Source organism: Marinomonas sp. S3726 (genome assembly GCF_000967665.1).
Classification (GTDB): Bacteria; Pseudomonadota; Gammaproteobacteria; order Pseudomonadales; family Marinomonadaceae; genus Marinomonas.
Map to the genome: position 1 here is coordinate 1 of NZ_JXYC01000028.1, position 21939 is coordinate 21939.

General features: G+C 41.7%; 18 protein-coding genes. 11 read left to right on the top strand and 7 right to left on the bottom strand.

Features of this window, described 5'->3' with window-relative positions:
• From TW85_RS19700 to apbC, 3 genes are all read right to left on the bottom strand, one after another.
• Positions 1-744 (bottom strand): GTP-binding protein (locus TW85_RS19700; protein WP_046018868.1); only part of this gene is annotated, 744 nt, incomplete at its 3' end.
• 26 nt (positions 745-770) lie between these two features.
• Positions 771-1352 carry a dCTP deaminase gene (gene dcd / locus TW85_RS19705; protein WP_046018869.1) on the bottom strand — a complete coding sequence of 194 codons (582 nt, stop codon included), beginning with the start codon at positions 1350-1352 and terminating at the stop codon, positions 771-773.
• Between the two features lie 48 nt (positions 1353-1400).
• Positions 1401-2468, bottom strand: a complete 1068-nt coding sequence (gene apbC / locus TW85_RS19710) for an iron-sulfur cluster carrier protein ApbC (protein ID WP_046018870.1) — start codon at positions 2466-2468, stop codon at positions 1401-1403.
• A 261-nt stretch (positions 2469-2729) separates the two neighbouring features.
• Between apbC and metG the strand changes: the two genes are divergently transcribed.
• The 11 genes from metG to TW85_RS19770 all read left to right on the top strand — a co-directional run bounded on the left by metG (position 2730) and on the right by TW85_RS19770 (position 16818).
• Complete coding sequence (gene metG, locus TW85_RS19715; protein ID WP_046018871.1) at positions 2730-4787, top strand: methionine--tRNA ligase; 2058 nt, start codon at positions 2730-2732, stop codon at positions 4785-4787.
• 289 nt (positions 4788-5076) lie between these two features.
• The gene (gene rsxA, locus TW85_RS19720) at positions 5077-5658 is read left to right on the top strand and encodes an electron transport complex subunit RsxA (protein WP_046018872.1); all 582 of its coding nucleotides are present in this window, start codon (positions 5077-5079) and stop codon (positions 5656-5658) included.
• 9 nt (positions 5659-5667) lie between these two features.
• Positions 5668-6267, top strand: coding sequence for an electron transport complex subunit RsxB (rsxB, locus tag TW85_RS19725; RefSeq protein WP_046018873.1), 600 nt, complete (start codon positions 5668-5670; stop codon positions 6265-6267).
• Positions 6267-10031, top strand: a complete 3765-nt coding sequence (gene rsxC, locus TW85_RS19730; protein WP_046018874.1) for an electron transport complex subunit RsxC — start codon at positions 6267-6269, stop codon at positions 10029-10031. The genes rsxB and rsxC overlap by 1 nt, the downstream gene beginning before the upstream one ends.
• Positions 10032-11093 (top strand): electron transport complex subunit RsxD, encoded by a 1062-nt coding sequence (gene rsxD, locus TW85_RS19735; protein ID WP_046018875.1) that lies wholly within the window; start codon positions 10032-10034, stop codon positions 11091-11093.
• On the top strand, positions 11093-11710 hold the full coding sequence (rsxG, locus tag TW85_RS19740; protein WP_052702321.1) for an electron transport complex subunit RsxG: 618 nt from the start codon (positions 11093-11095) through the stop codon (positions 11708-11710). Before rsxD ends, rsxG begins: the two co-directional genes overlap by 1 nt.
• A gap of 26 nt (positions 11711-11736) precedes the next feature.
• Positions 11737-12510 (top strand): electron transport complex subunit E, encoded by a 774-nt coding sequence (locus TW85_RS19745; RefSeq protein WP_084616443.1) that lies wholly within the window; start codon positions 11737-11739, stop codon positions 12508-12510.
• A gap of 28 nt (positions 12511-12538) precedes the next feature.
• Positions 12539-13174 carry an endonuclease III gene (nth, locus tag TW85_RS19750; RefSeq protein WP_046018876.1) on the top strand — a complete coding sequence of 212 codons (636 nt, stop codon included), beginning with the start codon at positions 12539-12541 and terminating at the stop codon, positions 13172-13174.
• A 589-nt stretch (positions 13175-13763) separates the two neighbouring features.
• The gene (locus tag TW85_RS19760; RefSeq protein ID WP_046018878.1) at positions 13764-14744 is read left to right on the top strand and encodes an ABC transporter substrate-binding protein; all 981 of its coding nucleotides are present in this window, start codon (positions 13764-13766) and stop codon (positions 14742-14744) included.
• A 215-nt stretch (positions 14745-14959) separates the two neighbouring features.
• The gene (locus tag TW85_RS19765) at positions 14960-16294 is read left to right on the top strand and encodes an aspartate aminotransferase family protein (RefSeq protein WP_046018879.1); all 1335 of its coding nucleotides are present in this window, start codon (positions 14960-14962) and stop codon (positions 16292-16294) included.
• Between the two features lie 194 nt (positions 16295-16488).
• Positions 16489-16818: a hypothetical protein gene (locus TW85_RS19770; RefSeq protein WP_046018880.1), complete on the top strand. Its 330-nt coding sequence runs from the start codon at positions 16489-16491 to the stop codon at positions 16816-16818.
• 16 nt (positions 16819-16834) lie between these two features.
• Here TW85_RS19770 and TW85_RS19775 read toward each other — a convergent pair whose 3' ends face one another.
• The 4 genes from TW85_RS19775 to TW85_RS19790 all read right to left on the bottom strand — a co-directional run bounded on the left by TW85_RS19775 (position 16835) and on the right by TW85_RS19790 (position 21778).
• Entirely contained in the window at positions 16835-18076 is a 1242-nt protein-coding gene (locus TW85_RS19775; protein ID WP_046018881.1) for an MFS transporter, read from the bottom strand.
• Positions 18077-18394: 318 nt separating this feature from the next.
• Positions 18395-19339: a nucleoside hydrolase gene (locus TW85_RS19780; protein WP_046018882.1), complete on the bottom strand. Its 945-nt coding sequence runs from the start codon at positions 19337-19339 to the stop codon at positions 18395-18397.
• Positions 19340-19403: 64 nt separating this feature from the next.
• Positions 19404-20300, bottom strand: a complete 897-nt coding sequence (locus TW85_RS19785) for a ribokinase (RefSeq protein WP_046018883.1) — start codon at positions 20298-20300, stop codon at positions 19404-19406.
• Between the two features lie 245 nt (positions 20301-20545).
• Positions 20546-21778 (bottom strand): argininosuccinate synthase, encoded by a 1233-nt coding sequence (locus tag TW85_RS19790; RefSeq protein WP_009832246.1) that lies wholly within the window; start codon positions 21776-21778, stop codon positions 20546-20548.
• Positions 21779-21939: the final 161 nt, after the last annotated feature.

Here is a 21939-nt window from a genome sequence, read left to right on the forward strand (position 1 = left end):
ATGGTCATGGTCATGGTCATGATGAGAGTGATTATGCCGGGAGTGCTCAAGACTTATTTCACTCTTATCAAGAATCGTATGTAAAGCAGATTCAGCTTGATCAAGAGATATTTGGCTTAAAGATAGCTGGCCATTAGCTATTTTTTCAACCCTTGTTTTAGCTGGCTCCAGAGCCTCTAAATAGCGCTCAAATGCTTGCCAATCATTAGTCTGATAAGTTTCACTCTTACTTGCCACCAGAATATCAGCCATGGCCACCTGCTCTATAAAGTTTGGATGTAAGGTGTACCTTTCATCACCTAAATTACGCGCATCTAGCAGGCATACGCTAGGCTCAATATCTAAAACACCTTGATAATGGGGCCCATTAAGTTGTTTGAGTATATTACGAGGATGTCCTAAGCCTGTCGGCTCAATGATTATACGATCTGGGTTTTGCGCCTTGATTAGAGCATTTAAAGCAACTTGAAAAGCAGCAGATGTAGCACAACAAACACATCCACCAGCCACTTGTTTAATCGCAACTTGCTCAGATAACGCTTTATACTTACCAGAGGTAAGGCTAGTTTCTAATAACGTCTGATCTAAACCAATTTCACCAAACTCATTTACTAATACAGCCCAGCGTTCCCCCTTAGGGATTTGCGTTAAAAGATGCTTTATTAGCGTTGTTTTACCTGCACCTAAAAAGCCTGTGATCAAGTTAACTTTAATACCTTGATATGAGGGCAAAGATTCCGTCATAAAAAATGTGCCCTCACAAGGCCAGATTAGTCTTTAGAAATACGGCTACCAACAGCCGATGTTTGATCTTTGTATTTAGCGTTATCACGCTTATTGTAAGGACGATCTGCAGCCCCTGACATGGTTTCAAAGTTAATCGCACCAATTGTCATGCTTGGACGTAAAGCAATTGGCAATTTACCTCCATTTAAAAACTCCAAAACAATGGCTCCGCTCCAACCTGGATCAATCCTATGGGCTGTTACATGTACCATTAACCCCAGTCGTGCTAAAGATGATCTGCCATCTAACCAACCAACTAGATCATCAGGTAAAGTGACAGACTCTTTTGTCACGCCCAACACAAGCTCACCAGGATGAATAAAGAAAGGTTCGCCATCATCTAGCAAAATTTCATCACCCATCACAGATTCGATCGCTTTGTTTAAATCTTCCTTAGGTCCACTTAAATCCAGATATGGGGCTGGATGCCCGTGAAAAATACGAAAAGAATTACCCAAGGTTAAATCAACAGAAACACCACTGATAACAGAGTTATTTGGCCTTGGTGTGATAATAATTTTTTCTTCATCAAGAGCGGCGATAATATCGCGATCGCATAAGCGCATTATGTTTTCCTAAATTGATAACAAAAGTTGCCTTACAGGCAACTTGCATTAGTCGTCACTCATACCAATGGTTGGCATGCTGAATTGATTTTCTTTAATTGTTAAACCGGCCCCTATTTTACGCGCAATGCTACGATAGATTCTAGCAACTTCTGAATCTGAATCTTGAATAACACTTGGGTAGCCCGAATCACATTGTTGGCGTATATCTAAACTGAGTGGCAATTTCCCCATAACCTCAACTTGATATTCCTTCGCAAGGGCTGCACCGCCTTCATCACCGAAAATGGCTTCATGATGCCCACAGTTTGAACAAATATGCACAGACATATTTTCAACCACACCTAACACAGGGATATTTACCTTGTTAAACATCTCAATACCACGTCTTGCATCTAAAAGCGCAATATCTTGTGGTGTCGTGACAATCACAGAGCCAGCAACTGGCACTTTTTGTGAAAGCGTTAATTGAATATCACCTGTACCTGGCGGCATATCGATAAAGAGATAATCAAGGTCATCCCAATCTGTTTGATTAATAATTTGCATTAGAGCGCCAGTCACCATAGGACCACGCCAAGCCATAGGCGTATCTTGCGTTGTTAGAAACGCCATAGACATCACTTGTACCCCATGAGCCATAGGTGGTACAAAGAATTTTTCATCACGGACATTAGGCCTAGTATCAGGTGCAAAGCCCATCATCATGCCTTGACTCGGACCATAGATATCGGCATCTAGAATACCGACTTTTGCCCCTTCTTTTGCCATAGCTAGCGCAAGGTTGACTGTGGTTGTCGACTTACCAACCCCTCCTTTGCCAGAAGCAACAGCAATGACATTCTTCACACCCTTAAGTCCAGCCAACTCACCTTGGGTTGCATGAGCTTCTATGGCTAAATCGATATCCAAGATTATTTGTCTATCATCACTGAGTGCCTTTGCGATTCTTTGCTCTAGCTCAGCCTGTTCACCCAATGCGGCATAAGCAAGAGAAAGGCGGACATGAAGGCGTTTATCATCACTTAGAAGCTGCCAAACAGCGCCATAGGCTTGCCCGGTATTTTTATCTTCAAGCTCTGCTAATTGAGCTAAGATTTGCGTATCAGTAAGCATTATTTTCATTCTCCAAACTCGCGATCTAAGGTATGAGCACTTAACTGACTCTAGGACAAAAGCGAAAAAGTAATAAAGTCGGCTCTATTGACAGGAAAAATGGGGGCAATTTAAAGAAAAGCAAGCCCAGCGCTTGCACCTAATTTTGCGCCTCTTATAATTGGGCGGTCAAAAAGTTAGCTCTGCCAGCCTCTGCTCCATAAGCACATATAGATTCGCAGCTAACACTAACCATCTTTTACGAATCCAATAGGCTTTTATATGGCTCAATCACAAAGAAAAATACTTGTTACTAGCGCACTGCCTTATGCCAACGGCTCTATCCATTTAGGCCATATGCTAGAACACATACAAACAGATGTTTGGGTGCGTTTTCAAAAACTAAGAGGCAATCAATGTACGGCAGTTTGTGCAGATGATGCTCATGGTACAGCCATCATGATCAAAGCTGACAAAAACGGTGAAACACCAGAGCAGTTGATCGAAGGCGTTCGTCAAGAGCACATGGCTGACTTTAATGATTTCATGATTGGCTATGATAACTATCATTCAACTCACTCAGAAGAGAACCGTGAGCTATCAAGTCATATCTATAAAACTTTGAGAGATAACGACAAGATTGCAGTTCGCTCAATTGTTCAGGCTTTCGACCCAGAAAAAGAAATGTTCTTGGCAGACAGATTCATCAAAGGCACTTGCCCAAAATGTAAAGCCGAAGATCAGTATGGCGATAACTGTGAAGTTTGTTCTGCCACATACACAGCAATGGAAATGATTAACCCAGTATCAGTTTACTCGGGGGCGACACCTGTTGAAAAAGAGTCTGAGCACTATTTCTTCAAACTGCCTGAATTCCAAGCTTTCTTAGCAGAGTGGACTCGCAGTGGCACACTGCAAGATCAAGTTGCGAATAAGCTGGCTGAATGGCTAGACTCAGGCTTACAAGAGTGGGACATCAGTCGTGATGCACCTTACTTTGGTTTTGAAATTCCAGATGCACCAGGCAAATACTTCTATGTATGGCTAGATGCACCTATTGGCTACATGGCGAGTTTTAAAAACCTATGTGATCGCACTGACGGTTTAAACTTTGATGATTACTGGGCTAAAGGATCAGATACTGAGCTTTACCACTTTATTGGTAAAGACATCATCAACTTCCACGCGCTGTTTTGGCCTGCAATGCTTGAATGCGCAGGTTATCGTACACCAACGGCGGTCAATGCTCATGGTTATGTCACCGTTGATGGCAAGAAGATGTCTAAATCTCGTGGTACTTTCATCAAGGCACGTACCTACTTGAATCATCTTGATCCGCAATACTTACGCTACTATTTCTCTGCTAAGTTAAATGCTACACCTGACGATATTGATCTGAACCTTGAAGATTTTATTCAACGAGTTAACTCTGATGTTGTTGGTAAAGTAGTTAACATTGCCAGTCGTACTGCAAGCTTCATCAATAAGAAGTTTGATAATCAACTTGCAACAGAAGTCAGTGAAGCTGAAATGATCCAATCTTTCATTGATGCTGGCGACATGATTGCTGACTGCTTTGAAAATCGTGAATACAGCAAAGGAATCAGAGAAATCATGCGCCTTGCTGATGTTGCAAATACCTATATTGCCGATCAAGCACCATGGGTTTTAGCTAAAAATGAAGAGACGCTACCTAAGGTACAAGAAGTATGTACTGTGTCACTTAACCTTTTCTCCATTCTAGCGACTTATCTAAAACCTATTCTGCCAGACATGGTGGCTGATGCCGAAGCCTTCCTAGGTAAAGAGCTAACATGGGATAACCGTGAAGAGCTTCTTTTTGGTAAGAGCGTGAATAAGTTTAAAGCTCTAATGGCGCGTATCGACCAAAAGCAAGTTGATGCTATGATTGAAGAAGGTAAAGCCGAAGCCGCTCTTGAAGCAGCAGCAAATGAAAGCCAAGAGACAACTGAGAAAGAAGAACAAACTGAACTAAGCAAGGATCCAATCGCAGACGAAATTCAGTTTGACGATTTTGCTAAAGTTGACCTGCGTATTGCTCTTATTGCTAAGGCTGAGCATGTTGAGAAAGCCAACAAACTATTAAAGCTAACCTTAGACCTTGGTGGTGAAACTCGCGTTGTTTTCTCTGGTATCAAATCAGCTTACAAGCCAGAAGACTTAGAAGGCAAACATACGGTTATGGTTGCAAACCTTGCACCACGTAAAATGAAATTTGGGTTATCTGAAGGTATGGTCTTAGCAGCAGGCCCAGGTGGGGATGAGCTTTGGTTATTAGAGCCTCATGCGGGCGCAAAACCAGGCATGCGTGTTATGTAGTTAAGGCTAAAAACCTTAAAAGTGATCTTTGCCAGACTCATAAAATGGCAAAGGCACTAAAATAACCAAGTCTGGTTCAGATTTGTCATAAGCCTCAAACGCGAAACCGCATTTGAGGCTTATTTCTATATTTATGAATCCAATTATACTTATTCGAAATTAGACTATAAAATCGAATTATTATTGTTGTTACTTATATAGAGCTTGGTATCATTGCCCCTATAAAATTAGGCGATCTCTACTTTTGCTACTTTCTTTTACACAACTTTAAAGAGCTAACTAAAAAGCCATGACTGAATATCTCTTGATACTTGTTAGTACCATATTGGTAAATAACTTTGTATTAGTGCAATTTCTTGGACTCTGCCCATTCATGGGTGTATCGAGCAAACTTGAAACCTCTATCGGCATGGCGCTAGCGACTACTTTTGTCCTTACCTTATCCAGCTTATGTAGTTTTTTAACTTACGAATTTATTCTTGAGCCTCTTGGGCTTGAGTACTTAAAAACCATTTCTTTCATCTTAGTGATAGCAGTTGTAGTGCAATTCACCGAAATGGTCGTACGTAAAACCAGCCCTCTTTTGTATCGAGTACTAGGGGTGTTTCTTCCACTAATTACAACAAACTGTGCTGTTCTGGGTGTTGCGCTACAAAATATTAGTAAACAAAACGGTTTTGTTGAATCGATTCTCTACGGTTTTGGTGCTGCAATCGGTTTCTCTTTCGTCTTAATTCTCTTTTCTGCTATGCGTGAACGCATCAACTTTGCTGATGTGCCTAGTGTATTTAAAGGCTCAGCAATTGGCATGATCACAGCAGGCCTAATGGCGCTTGCTTTCATGGGCTTTACTGGCCTAGTGCAGATATAGGAGCTAGCGATGACAACTATCATTTTAGCCGTTGGCATTCTTGTTCTTCTTTGTCTTATTTTTGGTGCCTTACTAGGTTATGCCAATGTGAGGTTCCATGTTGAAGGTGACCCAATCGTCGAACAAATCGACGCTATTTTACCTCAGACTCAATGTGGCCAATGTGGGCACCCAGGCTGTCGTCCTTATGCAGAAGCTATCTCAAACGGCGAAGCAATTAACCGTTGTCCACCAGGCGGCCAAGCAACAGTCCAAGCTTTAGCTGACTTATTGGATGTAGAAGCGATTCCACTTGATGGAGATGCTGCAGAAGAGCCGAAAAAACAAGTTGCCGTTATTCGTGAAGATGAATGTATTGGCTGTACTAAGTGTATTCAAGCTTGCCCTGTGGACGCAATTTTAGGTGCAGCAAAACAAATGCACACAGTAATAAGTGATGAATGTACAGGCTGTGACCTATGTGTTGAGCCTTGCCCAGTAGATTGTATTGATATGGTAGAAGTAGCAGTGACCTCTCGTAATTGGTCTTGGCAACAACCCGCTGGTGTTGCCCTTTCAAGTCAGCAAATTATTGCAACTGATAAAACCCCCTTCACGGAGGTGCACTAATGAGCTTACACCAGGCCGAGTTTCAAATTCATGGTGGCATTCACCCTCCAGAAAATAAAACACAATCACTGCAACTACCTTTAGGCCGTCCATCACTGCCTGAACGTCTTATTTTGCCCCTTGGCCAGCACATTGGTCAGGCATCAAGGCCTTTAGTTAAGGTCGGCGATAAGGTTTTAAAAGGTCAGGCAATTGCGATCAACAATGGCTTTTTGAGTAGTTTTCTACACGCTCCTACCTCAGGCGAAATTCTTGCCATTGACTATCATGGAGTACCTCACCCTTCTGGTTTAGATGAAGTATGTATTGAATTACAACCTGACGGGAACGACAGCTGGACAGAGTTAACTCAACTGGATAACTGGTTAGAGCTTCCCAAAGCCGATGTCGTTGCACACCTTGCTGAAATGGGCATAGTGGGTATGGGTGGTGCAGGTTTTCCGACTCAAGTAAAACTTGCTGGTGCGACCAAGCATACGATACACGAACTTATTATCAATGCGGCTGAATGTGAACCTTACATAACAGCAGATGACATGCTTATTCGAGAGAAAACAGAAGCGTTAATTAAGGGTATTCAAGTATTACAAACCTTAATTGAAGCTGAACGAACCATCATAGGCATAGAGGATAATAAGCAAACGGCGATTAAGCTTTTGGTAGACGAAATTGAGCGTACCAAAGCAACAATTGATGTGGTTGTTATGCCAACCAAATACCCATCTGGTGGTGAGAAGCAGCTAATTCAGCTAATTACAGGTAAGGAAGTCCCTAGTGGTCAATTACCTGCTGATATTGGCGTTATGTGCCAGAACGTAGGTACCTGCGTTGCTATCTATGATGCCATTTATCAAGGTAAGCCCCTTATTTCACGTATCACCACCTTAACAGGTGATGCTATGGGCCAAGCTCAGAATGTTGAAGTCTTGTTAGGTACTCCTATCGCGCACTTATTAGATTATGCCGCTTTTAATAGTAAGCAACTTGAGCGTTTGGTCATGGGCGGCCCTATGATGGGTTTCACCATCACGGATAGTCAGGTTCCTGTGGTAAAAACCAGTAACTGTATTCTAGCGGCCAGTAAACAAGAACTGCCAACACCGGCTCCTGAGCAAGCTTGTATTCGTTGTGGCATGTGTGAACAAGCTTGCCCTGCAAGCTTATTACCTCAACAACTATTATGGTTTAGTAAAAGCCAAGAGCATGATAAAGCCGAACATCATAACCTATTCGATTGCATTGAATGTGGTGCTTGTTCTTATGTTTGTCCAAGTAGCATTCCCCTAGTGCAATACTACCGTCATTCAAAAAGTGCCATTAGAGAAGCAAGAGAAGCTGCGGTTAAATCGGATCATGCTAAAGTTCGCTTCGAAGCAAGACAGGCTCGTATTGAAGCAGAAGCAGCAGAAAAAGAAGCTAAACGTTTGGCATCTCGTGCTAAAGCGGCAGCAAGCGCAGCGAAACGTGCAGCGGATTTAAGTGCAAACGAAGATGCTAAAACTCGAGCGCAAGCTAAAGCAGAGCCAAAAGCGGAAGCCAAAGACGATAATCAAGCCCAGATTAAAAAGCTTAAAATTGATATTGCGATTGCCAATACCAAGCTTAAGAAAACGACTAAGCAGCTAACCCAAGCGCAAGAGGCGGCTGATCTTGAGCAAATTAATACCCTAACTCAGGCACAAAAAGAGCAGCAAGCTGTAGTATCTGAGCTAGAACAAGCTCTTGCAAAATTAGATACTGCAACTAATACAAAAGCCAAAGCGTCAGCGCCTAGCACAGCAAAACCCGCTGTCAGTGATGCTGTTAAAAAAGCAAAAGTCGATTTTGCGATCGCCAGTACCAAGCTTAAGAAGTTACAAAAACAACTCAGCCAAGATGACACTAATACTGATATTGCTCAACAAATCAGTGAACAAGAAGCTGTGGTAAAAACAGCACAGGCGGCATTAGACAAAGCCAATAGCGAAACGCCCCAAGCAGCGCCTGCAGCAAAAACAAGCTCAGGCATGAGTGCTGACTTGAAAAAGGCTAAAATCGACCTTGCCATAGCGAGCACAAAACTTAAGAAGCTAGAAAAACAGCTAGCTGCGGATGAATCTAACAGCGACTTACAAACCCAATTAGCAGAACAAAAGAAGCTAGTTGAAAGTGCACAAGCCGATTTTGATAAATTAAACACGGCTCCGAAAGAGTCGAGTGTCAGCCAGCCTGCGGTACAAGTAAATAGCGACGATTTGAAAAAAGCAAAAATCGACCTAGCTATGGCTAGTACTAAGCTTAAAAAGTTAAATAAACAATTAGAGCAAGAGCCTGAAAACGAAGATTTAAAAGCGCAAATCAGTCAGCAAGAAGCCGCACAGTCAAATGCTCAGGCTAGGTTAGACAAGTTTAATAATACAAATGCTGTCGCACCGGTTAAAGAAGCAAAAGCAGCGCCTATCCCTGCATCGGACGAAGTAAAGAAAGCTAAAATCGCTCTTGCAATGGCGAGTACCAAGCTCAAGAAAGCGCAGAAAAAACTAGCTGAAGATTCAGACAACCAAACGCTTAAAGAACAAGTTGAAACGCTTGAGCAAGAAACGAAACAGGCTCAAATTACATTAGAGGCGATCACAAACTCACCTAAAGCGGAAATTACCTCAGAACAAAAAGCCGAAGAAACAGCGGAAACAAAAAAGCTTGCTAGCCAAGAGGTAAAAGCAGCGCCTGCGGCCTCAAAAGAAGCAATCAAAAAAGCCAAAATAGATCTTGTTATGGCGAGTACCAAACTTAAAAAGGTACAAAAGAAACTTGTAGAAGAGCCAGATAATCAAGAGTTAATTGATCAGGTTAAGCTGCTAGAAGCTAAGCATGAAGAGGCACAAAACTCTCTAGATGCTCTAAACGCACCTGACACAAAACCTCAAGCAGAGAAGGAAGAAGTTAAGCCTTCAACCAACCCTGAGATAAAAAGTGCAAAAGCTGACATTGAGCCCAAAACGAGTTTAAACGACGCCGAAATTAAAAAACTTAAGATAGAAGCAGCTATGGCAAAAGCGTCAGCCGCTAAAATCGAAAAAGCGGTTAAACGAGCACAAGAACTGGAACTTGATGAGTTAGCTGATTTAACCAGCCAGCACCAAGCAAGCCTTGCTCGCGCAGAGCAATTAGCAGAGAACTTAAAAGCCGCTATTTCAGGTGAAAACGTTACTCAGAACATAAAAGCAGCATCTGAACCAGAACCTAAAGCAAGCTCAATATCTGATTCCAAGAAATCATTAAAAATTGAGCATGCGATGGCAAAGGCAGCGCTCAATAAAGTTTTGCTATCCATAAGACGAATGCAAGATGACGGTGCTAGTGAAGCGGACATCACAGCCACGAATCTACCTCAAGAAAAAGCAGAAAAAGAGCGTCTATTGGCCCAAGTTGAAAGCCAAATGGATCAAGAAGACACACTTAAAGCCGAGCAAGAACGCATTGCTAAACGTGGACCTTTAACCAAGCCTGTGCCTACTGCTAAACCTAAGCCTGATGACTTACTTCCTGAGCTTCCAAGCTTTGAACATTTAGATGAAAGCGAAAGAGCGGCTGAAAGTAAAAAACAAAAAATCGCAGCTGCCATGGCAAAAGCAAAATTGATGAAGTTACAAATACGTTTAGACAAAGAACCGGATAATGCAAAGGCTATTCGTATAGAAATGGACCAAGTGCGGATTGAGCAAAAACAAGCTCAACGTATTTTGGCAAAATTAAATGATCTATCAGTGCAAGAGAAAGACTAAATGGCCTTATTAAGGATTACATCGCCCCACACACAACGTGCAGGTCACCGTACATCATGGGTTATGCAGATGGTGATTTTAGCTACTTTACCAGGTTTGCTAGTACAAACTTGGCTGTTTGGCTATGGCACTTTAATCAATGTCATGATCGCTATTGTCACAGCGCTTGCCAGTGAGGCCTTAGTTCTAAAACTTAGAAAGCGTAGCTTAAGCTTCTTCCTTAAAGATTATAGCGCCCTTCTAACAGGCTTATTATTAGCATTAGCCATTCCACCTATTGTTCCTTGGTGGCTAACTGTCACAGGTGTGGCTTTTGCTGTGATAGTAGGTAAACAGCTTTATGGGGGCTTAGGTAATAACCCTTTCAACCCGGCTATGGTAGGTTATGCCCTCTTACTAGTGTCTTTCCCTGTACCTATGACCCAATGGCTAACAGTATCTGAGTTATCACTTGCTCAGCAAACTCTGCCATTTGTCGATAGCATTAAAACCATTTTCTCATCAGGCATTGCAAATATTGATGCTTATACCATGGCCACACCGCTTGATGCTTTCAAACACAAAGAAGGCTTAATGAGCGAAGAAGCTTTTGCTAGTGTAAAAGCCCTGAGCCAAGCTAATTTAGATGCCATGTTATGGGTTAATCTAGCTTACTTAGTTGGCGGCTTATTTTTAATCTATTTACGCATCATTACGTGGCATGCACCTGTTGCTATCTTGGCTGCTCTAGCTGTTATCTCAGGTTTCTTCTTCATAATCGACATCAGTAATGCCGCAACACCTTGGTTCCATCTCACCACAGGCGCCACCATGTTCGGTGCTTTCTTAATTGCAACAGATCCTGTGTCGTCATGTACAAGTAATAAAGGCAAACTGTATTTTGGTGTAGGAATCGGGCTTCTAATCTACATAATACGCACTTGGGGTGGCTATCCAGATGGTGTTGCTTTTGCTGTGCTACTAATGAATTTTGCCGCACCTTTTATTGATTATTATGCTCAACCAAGAACCTATGGTCATAAGAAAGCCAAGAAAGGTTTAAAAACAGGAGCTAACAAGTAATGGAAGTGATTAGTTCTATCCGTAAAAATAGTATCGGGTTAGGCATCTTCGCCATAGTGACAGCCGGACTTATCGCCGTCACACAGCAAGTAACTCAAGAGCGAATTGAAAGTAATGTTCTGCAGGCGCAACAAGCAGCGTTTAGCGAGATTTTGCCTGATCAATATTATGATAATGACCTATATAAAAGCCAAGTAACCCTTGATCCAGACCTACTACTTGGTACTAAAGAGGCGAGCTTTGCTTACATAGGCCGTGTTAATGGTGAATTCTCTGGCATTATTTTCGAGTCTATTGCACCAGGTGGCTATAACGGCAGCATGTCTTTACTTGTCGCAATTAACCGCGATGGTGTTGTCACAGGAAGCCGTGTAATTCGCCATCAAGAAACACCAGGTCTTGGTGATAAAATTGATATGAAAAAGTCTGACTGGATGCGCTCGTTTGAAAATAAATCCTTTGAGAACTTGGATATAAAGCAATGGAAAGTAAAACGAGACAATGGCCATTTTGATCAATTCACTGGGGCGACAATCACACCAAGAGCCATAGTGAAAAGTGTCAAAAACACACTAGAATATTTTCATCAACATAAAGATGAACTGATTAAGTTATAACCTCTAAGACAAGATAGAATCAGCTTATGAGTACGATAGAAACAGAACTAAGCACTGAAACAGAAGGTACTGAAACACAGGCAGAAACGCCAGCGACAACTGGGCCTGATTACAGTGAAATTATTTACAACGGTATCTGGAAGAATAACCCTGCACTGGTCCAGCTATTGGGTCTTTGCCCTCTATTGGCCGTCACCAGCACTGTGGTCAATGCGATTGGTTTAGGACTTGCTACCTTGGTTGTATTAATCGGCGCCAACATTGCTGTCTCCTTAATCCGTAACTATGTAACAGATGCTGTCCGTTTACCTGCTTTTGTCATGATCATTGCCTCATTTGTAACTTCAATCGAATTGATCATGCAGGCTTATACCTATGAGCTTTATCAAATTCTAGGTATCTTCATCCCATTAATCGTCACTAACTGTGCCATCTTAGGCCGTGCAGACTCTTTTGCAGCAAGAAATCCAGTTATCCCTTCTGCCCTTGATGGCTTGATGATGGGGTTAGGCTTTATGGCAGTACTTGTCATACTTGGCGCTATGCGAGAGTTGATTGGCCAAGGGACTCTATTCTCTGACATGCAACTTTTACTAGGTGATGTTGCGGTTAATTGGAAAATAGAAGTTTTCACTGATTACCCGGATGTTCTTTTTGCTATTCTGCCACCTGGTGCTTTTATCGGTCTTGGTTTGCTCATCGCCTTAAAAAATAGTTGGGATGAAAAAGCAAAAGAGCGAGCAGAAAAGAATAAGGCAAATACCGAAGCCGTCGATCGTCGTGTTAGAGTAACAGGCTAACAAGTCTTAGAAGAAGCTAGAGTAGAAAATGAACAAAGCCAAACGCCATGAAATTTTTAGCCGTTTAAGAGCAGAAAACCCAGAACCTAAAACAGAGCTAGAATACTCAAGCCCGTTCGAACTTCTTATTGCAGTCCTATTATCAGCTCAAGCTACGGATGTGAGTGTTAATAAGGCCACACGTAAGCTTTTTCCTGTGGCCAACACTCCTCAAGCTATTCTGGACCTTGGTGTAGATGGCTTAAAAGAGTACATCAAGACCATTGGCCTTTTTAATGCTAAGGCAGAAAACACAATCAAAACATGCCGTATTTTGGTTGAAAAGCACGATAGTGTGGTACCAGATACACGAGAAGCTTTAGAAGCTCTACCAGGAGTTGGCCGTAAAACAGCGAATGTCGTGTTAAATACAGCTTTTAGGCAAATCGCCATGGCGGTTGATACTCATATCTTCCGTTTTGGGAATCGTACTAAAGTTGCCCCAGGTAAAGATGTGCTAGAAGTAGAGCAAAAACTGATGAAATTTGTACCTAAAGAGTTTTTGCTAGATGCGCACCATTGGATGATTTTACATGGCCGCTATATCTGTGTTGCCAGAAAGCCTAAGTGCGATGCCTGCTTGATCGAAGATCTATGTGAATTCAAAGAAAAAACCAGCACCTAACGCCCTTATTACTCAAGGACTGAGTATGTCATTTCAACTAAACAATACCTTTCTTTGTAACGCCTCTATTTAGAATAGTAAGGTATTTTTAGCATCTAACCTTTTAATTACGACAAACCTTTTATTGGAAAAGCCTATTTAAAGGCGGATCAAGGTTAGCAAGTACACACAAACAAATTTTCAAAGTAAGATAGATTTAATATTTATGCTAAGACTCATTTTCGCTACAATATTTTTATTCTTACTGACTTTCCTCTCTCTTGTGTCCGTATTAAGTTGGCACCTTGTATTTCTGTACTTCATAATGAGCCTAGTCACCTTCGTCTTTTTTGCCTTCGACAAGCAGGCGTCAATCAGATCACAGAGACGCATTCGAGAAACAACGTTATTTCTTCTGATCACCTTATGTGGTTGGCCCGGCGCTTTGTTCGCTCAAACCTTATTACGCCATAAATCAATAAAACCTAGCTTCATTAGAATCAGCTTAGCTTTGATTAGTTTTAACTTAATTTTACTCTTATTATTCATCTATCAAGCGTAGAATTTCGCCATTACAACTCTGTTTTATTCACTTTTAAAAGAAAACACTATGAAAAAATCACTCATATTTTTTGCTCTTATCTCAAGCAATTTACAAGCTGAGGAATGCGGTAATATCACCATCGCGGATATGAACTGGAACTCTGCCAGCTTAATGGCACATATTGACCAATATATTTTAAATCAAGGGTTTGATTGCGATGCCGAGCTCATCCCAGGTGATAGCATTCCAACCATTACTTCCATGCTCAATAAAGGCCAGCCGGATATCGCTCCAGAATTTTGGACGAATGGCAGCAAAGAAGCCCTTGCAGAAGGTATTGCTGAAAAACGTCTACGTAAAGCAGGTCGTTCTTTATCAGAAGGTGGTGAAGAAGGCTTTTGGATCCCTGCTTATTTACTCGAAGAGTATCCAAATATAAATACGCTAGCAGGCATAAAGGAAAATGCTGATATCTTCACGCACCCTGAAGACTCTGAACTTTCAGCCTTTTACTCTTGTCCAGCTGGCTGGGTATGCCAAATTACCACTGAAAATTTATTCAAGGCTTTAAACTTAGAAGAAGCAGGCTTTGAGACTGTCGACCCGGGCTCCGCAGCAGGTCTATCAGGATCTATCGCTAAGGCCTTTACAAGAAAAGAGCCTTGGTTTGGTTATTACTGGTCGCCAACGGAAGTGCTAGGTAAATACGACATGGTCAAAGTGGACTTTGGTACAGGGACAGATATTGAGGGTTACCAAACCTGTATTACTCAACCAGATTGCCTTGAACCTAAGGCAACCATGTATCCGGCATCACCCGTATATAGCATTACCACAGAGTCCTTTGCTATTAATTCTCCTCCTGCTTATGAATACATAAGTAAGCGAAGTTTTAATAATCGCCAAATGAGTAAGTTACTTGCTTGGATGGAAGATAATCAGGCAGACAGCGAAGAAGCAATGTACCACTTCTTTGAAACGTATCCAGAATTGTGGCAAGCCTGGCTACCAAAAGAGATATCTCAAAAAGTACTCAAGTCCCTTTAATCTCAAGTTAGATTTATCAGGTAAGTTAATTTTAGCTTGCCTGATTTTTCTACTAACGAACAGCAGCCCTCTTATACTTTCCTCCAAATATCCCCATCACTTAGTTAATTTTTTACTTAACTAAGTATAAATAACAATGAATTTAATAAACTTTCATGACATTGAATACTGACCCTATTCGCACACAGACAGATTCAGTTTTATAGGATAGGGCCATGACACATATAGCTAAATCAACACTTACTCAAGCTCAACTTGATGCACACTGGATGGCCTACACAGGCAATCGTCAATTTAAACAAGATCCAAGAATTATCCAAAGCGCTGATGGTAATTATTATACCGATGCTGACGGTCGTAAAATTTTTGATGGTTTATCTGGTTTATGGACTTGTGGTCTTGGCCACAATGTTAAGCGCATTAACCAAGCTGTTAGCCAGCAAATGGGACAACTAGATTACTCACCAGCCTTTCAGTTTGGCCATGAAAAGTCCTTCCAGCTAGCTGAACGAATCGGACAATATATGCCTGAAGGATTGAATCGTGTTTTCTTTACTGGTTCAGGCTCGGAGTCAGTAGATACTGCTTTAAAAGTAGCGAGAGCTTATTGGCGTAAAAAAGGCCAAGGAACTAAAACCAAGTTTATTGGTCGTGCTAAAGGCTACCATGGCGCAGGGATATCCGGTTTTAGTGTCGGTGGTATTCCAGCTAACCGCGCTCTTTACGGCCAAGGGTTAGAGTCCTATCACCTACCTCATACACAAGTGGCAGGTAACGAGTTTTGCCAAGGCATGCCAGAACAAGGAGCACACAAAGCAGAAGAACTTATTAACCTGATTGCTTTACATGATGCATCTAATATTGCCGCTGTGATTGTCGAGCCTATGTCAGGGTCTGCTGGAGTCATTATTCCTCCTGTTGGCTATCTAAACCGTTTACGTGAAATCTGTGATCAGCATAACATTTTGCTTATTTTTGATGAGGTCATCACAGGTTTTGGTCGCATGGGAGCCAAAACAGGTTCTGAAGCTTTTGGTGTGACTCCTGATGCTATCGTCATGGCAAAACAGGTCACTAATGGGGCTATTCCTATGGGAGCGGTTGCCTTTAAACAAGAAATCTATGACACCTTTATGGAACACGGTGGCCCAAATTACCAACTTGAAATCCCTCATGGTTATACTTATTCCGCCCATCCAGTAGCTTGTGCTGCCGCACTCGCAGCACTTGATGAATTGGAAGAAGAAGGCTTAATTGGCCGTGTTAAAGAAATGAGCAACACCTACCAAGATTGCGTCCACCAGCTAGCCACCAGTGACATGGTGACAGACATTAGAAACTATGGATTTGCAGCAGGCTTAACTTTAGCACCCGTTGATAACGAGCCAGGCAAGCGTCCTTTCCAAGTTGCTATGCGCATGTGGGAAAAAGGTTTTTATGTTCGTTATGGTGGTGACACCATTCAAATGGCACCTCCATTTTCAACCAGTAAAAATGAAATGGATAATATGATTAACGCACTCGCGGACTCAATGAAAGAAACAGAGTAACATTAAACTAGCCAGAGAAAGCCCTGCTAACTAAGTGGGGCTTTTTTATTTGTTTGTTAAAATGCTAAGCCAACTTTTACTTCTAGAAAAAGTAGTTTTTGCGATTTGTCATAAAAATGCTTAAAAAGCACTAAAACCCTGTCACTTAAGGTTAGAATATAAAAATTATTAATCTTTAAACGTTAAGGTTTAGCATGGCTAAGAACCCCTCACAGGCCTATGTTCGCTGCTTTTGGACAGGAAGAATGCAGTTATTAAATGGCAAGTATCTCCCTCTTCACTGTACTCATATTTCCAATAAACAAGTTGAAGTTGAGATTCCGCAAGCCTTAATAGGCTCTCCCAAAATCATGTTAGAGCTAGATGCCATTCATGAAGGAGAAAGCCGACATATTAAAGCAATTTGCGCGATGGATTTAGATGTCTTAAATGAACATGATAAGCACTATATCAAGCTACATTTTGAAAATATCAAACAAGAAGACAGTGACTTTATAGAGAAATTCGTAAAGGCCCATGCTTAGCTAGCGTATCAAGCACCTACCCTAATTCAGTTTGTAAAGAGGCAACCGCAGCTCTTTTTTGGTGCTGAATAATATAAAGCCCTAACATTACTAACAAAAATGCATCCGCAGCAATAATCATATAAACCAAGTCTAAAGACTGAGTTATATCGAAAATATAGCCAGCTAAAACATTACCTGCGGTACCACCAAAGCCAAATGAAACCATGCAAATACCATTAATTTGCATGGTAGCAGTTGCACTAAATGATTGGCTTACCCAACCTGCAATCACTCCCCACATGGGAAAATACATCAAGCCATAACCAAATCCAGCCACAGGTGCAAAGAAAGCGGCGTCATACAAAAAAGCTAAACAACAAAGAAAAAAGCCGCTAAAAATCAGCATAAGCGCGTTAGGATGCCCTTTAGTATCCGCCAGTTTCCCAATTAAAAAACCCGCGAACATGCCACTTATACCGGCAGTCGTCCAAGTGTAGCCACCCAACTCAGCAGGTAAATGAAGGCTATCTAAATAGGTATTGAGCCAGTTCGCAAATGGCATGGTGGCAAAACCAACAAATAAGCAAACAGCACAAGCAAAAAAGGCAACAGGATGATTAACCACCGTACTTAGTAAGGCTTTAAAGGATAAGGCTTCTTGATTCGTTTTACGCTTAACATTGGCTTTAGCGTCACTATGGGGTTCAAGCTCTACTTCCACTTCAGCTTTTTTAAGCTTTAGTAATAAATAACAGGTTAATCCCATAACTAATGCGCCAAATAAAGCGGCAATCAACCAACTCGCTTGCCAACCTAAAAGAGGCACAATAAAAAGGATCAAGCCACCATTAATTGCATAGCCCCAAGCCGTTCCACTGGATGCCGTCGTTAAAAAAGTAGCGCATTGGTTAGGATTAGCATGACGGCTGATGATTTCAACTATGGTTCCCCAACTGATTGAAGCACTCGCCGCCATGATTGAAAGCAAAATGATAATAAGCACAGGGTCTTCAATGATGGATAAACTCATTAACAATGACGTCGTTGTAATACCAGTAATCACAGATAAACGTGAAGTACCTACCTTAGGTCCTATCGCTCCAAGCAACAGTGCACCAGCAAGATAAGCAATTTGGGTCAAAGCGCCAACTAAAGCAAGGTGCCAATGCGTTATTGCGATGTCCTCACGCATCATAGGCACAAGTGCTGCAAAAAGAAAAAGCCCAAAACCATGGCTTAAGATCTGGTTTAAAGCAAATACAAGTGCCATAAACATGATTAACTATCCCTCATAAATAAGGCGTATTTAGCTGGGCTGGTCCCCATTTAGATACGCTAGGTCACGCTTCAGATCCTGCCTTAGGGCAAACTATCATTATTCGCTTTTATGGGGAGAAGATAACTCGAATCCCGACCTAATTTTATCTTTGAAAGACAAACTCAGGGATTATTGGGGAAGATTCTTGATGGAGGAATAAAAGCTACACCTAGGTAGCAAAATGAGAGAGTGAGCCAAAGTAAGTATGACCTAAAGCCATACCCACTAAGAGTCAAATCAAGCAATACTCTTTTAAAAAAGTGTATTACTCAGGAACTAGTTAGATAAAGTTTCTTCGAAAAGTGCTAGCAGCTTTTCACTGTCAACTTCCATACATATTTGAGAGGTTGGAATATTCTTCCACGCTTCTGCTGGGAAAATTTTTCCTTCTGGCGCAACGATAGTTTGCCCGATAGCAATACCTTCACAGGCTACACGTACAGTACCCAGCTCTAAACCAAAAAGCTCTGGTTGCAATACATAAGCAATGGTTGATGCATCATGGAAATAACACCCTTCAACCCCAAATGTTTCACCATAGAAATTAATGTAATGCTGAGCAGCTTGCATCAAGAAATCCCCTTCAACAGGATTAGCTTGTTTGATACGAGCGAGCCTTTCATTATCTAACAGCACTTGATGTGTCACATCAAGGCCGATCATGGTCACTTGCCAATTAGCTGTAAACACGATATCTGCTGCATCTGGATCATTAATAATGTTTGCTTCAGCAACAGGAGTGACATTGCCATACTCAAGGTGAGCACCACCCATAAGCACAACTTCATCCACAAGGCCTGCAATTTCAGGGTCTAGCTCAAGCGCCGTTGCTAAGTTACCTAATGGCCCCAAAGCCACAATAGTGACTTCACCAGGATGCGCTTTAACTGTATTCACAATAAACTCAGCAGCACTTTCAGCAACAGGCTGGTTTGTCGATACTGGCCAGTCAATATTGCCAAAACCATCTTTACCATGGACAAAGTCAGGATGAGGTAACGGCTCTCTTTTTAATGGTAACGCCACACCTTTAGCAACAGGAACGGATACACCTGCAACCTCATTTAATGTCAGCGCATTTTCTGTCGCCTTCTCAACTGGCACATTACCAAAGGTTGTTGTCAAACCCAGTACTTCAATCCCCTTTGCTTTGTATGCAAAAAAGATGGCCATAGCATCATCAATACCTGGATCTGTATCTATAATAATTTTACGTGTCATTTCCCGTTTCCTCTTTTTATCGCGCTATGCTGTTTAGCGGCTTTTATTTTTTTGCCTACTAATATTATTTGGCGTGTTCTTGTAAAAATGCATCAACCTCTTCAACGCTTGGAATAGCTGGCGCTGCACCCATACGGGTGACACAGATTGCAGAAGCAGCACAACCACGCTGCATGGCTTGCGTCATAGTTAGATTGTTTGTTAATGCCGCCAAGCAGAAACCAATAAAGGTATCACCTGCCGCCGTCGTATCTTGTGCCGTTACTTTAAACGCAGGCACAAACTCATCTTGCCCAGCATTTAAATAACGTACTCCATCACTTCCTAGTGTCATCAATATGGCAAGATCAGCATAGGTATTTGCCAAGCTTAGTTTTGCGTCATCAATGCTTGTTACTTGCATCAAATCCATAGCCTCAACTTCATTAACGATAAGTAAGTCAACGCAAGCAAGCACGGAACGCGTTAAATCTGCATCCATAGGAGCTGGGTTAAAAGCAACCTTAATACCGAGTTCATGAGCTTTCTCAATGGTATATGCAACAAGATTAGTTTCGTTTTGCAATAACACCCAATCATCAGAACTCGCTTGTGCTAAAACAGAATCGACTTGTGCTTCCGTTAAAGCATGGTTGGCGCCTTGAAATAAAATGATGGCATTTTCAGCTTCTTTATTTAGCTGAATAATAGCGTGGCCTGTTGCTTCAGGAACTTGTGCGATTAAATCCGTATTCACACCCAATTCTGACAGCTGCATCAAAATATCTTGGTTAGCACTATTAATAGCACCAACATGTTTAATATCCGCACCCGCTTTTGCTAAGGCTACCGACTGGTTAGCCCCTTTTCCGCCTAATAATAGCTGGTACTGGGTAGAGGCCATGGTCTCACCAGGTCGAACAAAGTGATCAACTTGATAAAGGTGATCTAAATTAATCGAGCCGAAATTATAAATCGTCATGGCGCACATCCTCTTTATTATCTATCTATTAAACTTGTTATTTTACTACAAATAACAAAAGTGCATAGATTGAAACATTAGTTTTAATAATACTCAAGTTCAAAAGCTTGAGTACATAAAAAAGAAAAACGCCTCGCTATCTTTTACCTACTGGTATGAGTAACGAGGCGTTTTTATTATTTGCATTCCTTTAGAGGTGCAAATATCAGACTGTCTTGCTTACTGCAATTGAGCCCTATTGAAACTTATTCTTCATCTTTAAGGAAAGAACGTCCTTTTTGAGCAGCAATACGCATACGCAATGCGTTTAGCTTAATAAAACCAGCTGCATCTTTTTGATCGTAAGCACCAGCATCATCTTCAAATGTTGCAATAGAGCTATCAAACAGGCTGTAAGGAGACTGACGACCAACAACAATAACGTTACCCTTGTATAGTTTAAGACGAACAGTACCAGTCACAAACTCTTGAGAAGCATCGATCATAGCCTGCATCATCTTACGCTCTTCAGACCACCAGAAACCGTTATAAATCACTTTCGCGTAACGAGGCATCATCTCATCTTTCAAGTGAGCAGCTTCACGATCTAGCGTGATAGATTCAATTGCACGGTGAGACTTAAGCAAGATGGTGCCACCAGGTGTTTCATAACAACCACGTGCTTTCATGCCAACAAAACGGTTCTCAACGATGTCAGCACGGCCAATACCATTCGCGCCACCAATCTTGTTTAATTGCTCAAGAATCGTAGCAGGTGATAATGCTTCACCATTGATAGAAACAGCGTCACCTTTTTCGTAACCGATTTCGATATAAGTTGCTTCATCAGGTGCATCTTCTGGAGATACAGACCAACGCCACATATCAGATTCAGCTTCTGTCCATGGATCTTCAAGCATGTCGCCTTCGTAGGAGATATGTAGAAGGTTAGCATCCATAGAGTAAGGAGATTTTTTCTTAGTCGTAGAAAAATCTACTGGGATCTCATGCTTTTCACAGTAAGCCATCAAAGTCTCACGTGAAGTTAGATCCCATTCACGCCATGGCGCAATCACTTTTACGCCAGGCTTAAGTGCATAAGCACCTAGTTCAAAACGAACCTGATCATTACCTTTACCAGTTGCGCCGTGTGAGATTGCATCAGCACCTGTCTCGTTAGCGATCTCAATCAAACGCTTAGCGATAAGTGGGCGAGCAATAGATGTACCTAGTAGGTACTCACCTTCATAAATGGTGTTAGCGCGGAACATTGGGAATACGAAGTCGCGTACGAACTCTTCGCGTAGGTCTTCGATGTAAATTTCTTTAATGCCTAACGCTTGTGCTTTAGCACGTGCTGGTTCAACTTCTTCACCTTGACCTAGGTCAGCGGTGAAAGTGACTACTTCGCACTGGTACTCTTCTTGAAGCCACTTCACGATTACGGAAGTGTCCAGGCCGCCAGAATAGGCTAAAACAACCTTCTTCACGTCAGACATTACTTATTTACTCCTAAATGAGGTTCAATTTGGTATTTTTGAGTAATTACAGGTCTCAAAATACGAAAAGTTGAGTTTAATAAAATAGGGGCTTAGTGTATGACCTAGGCCCAGTCATAGCAAGCCTAGATGCCATTTAGTGAGCCCCATTTCCCACTCTT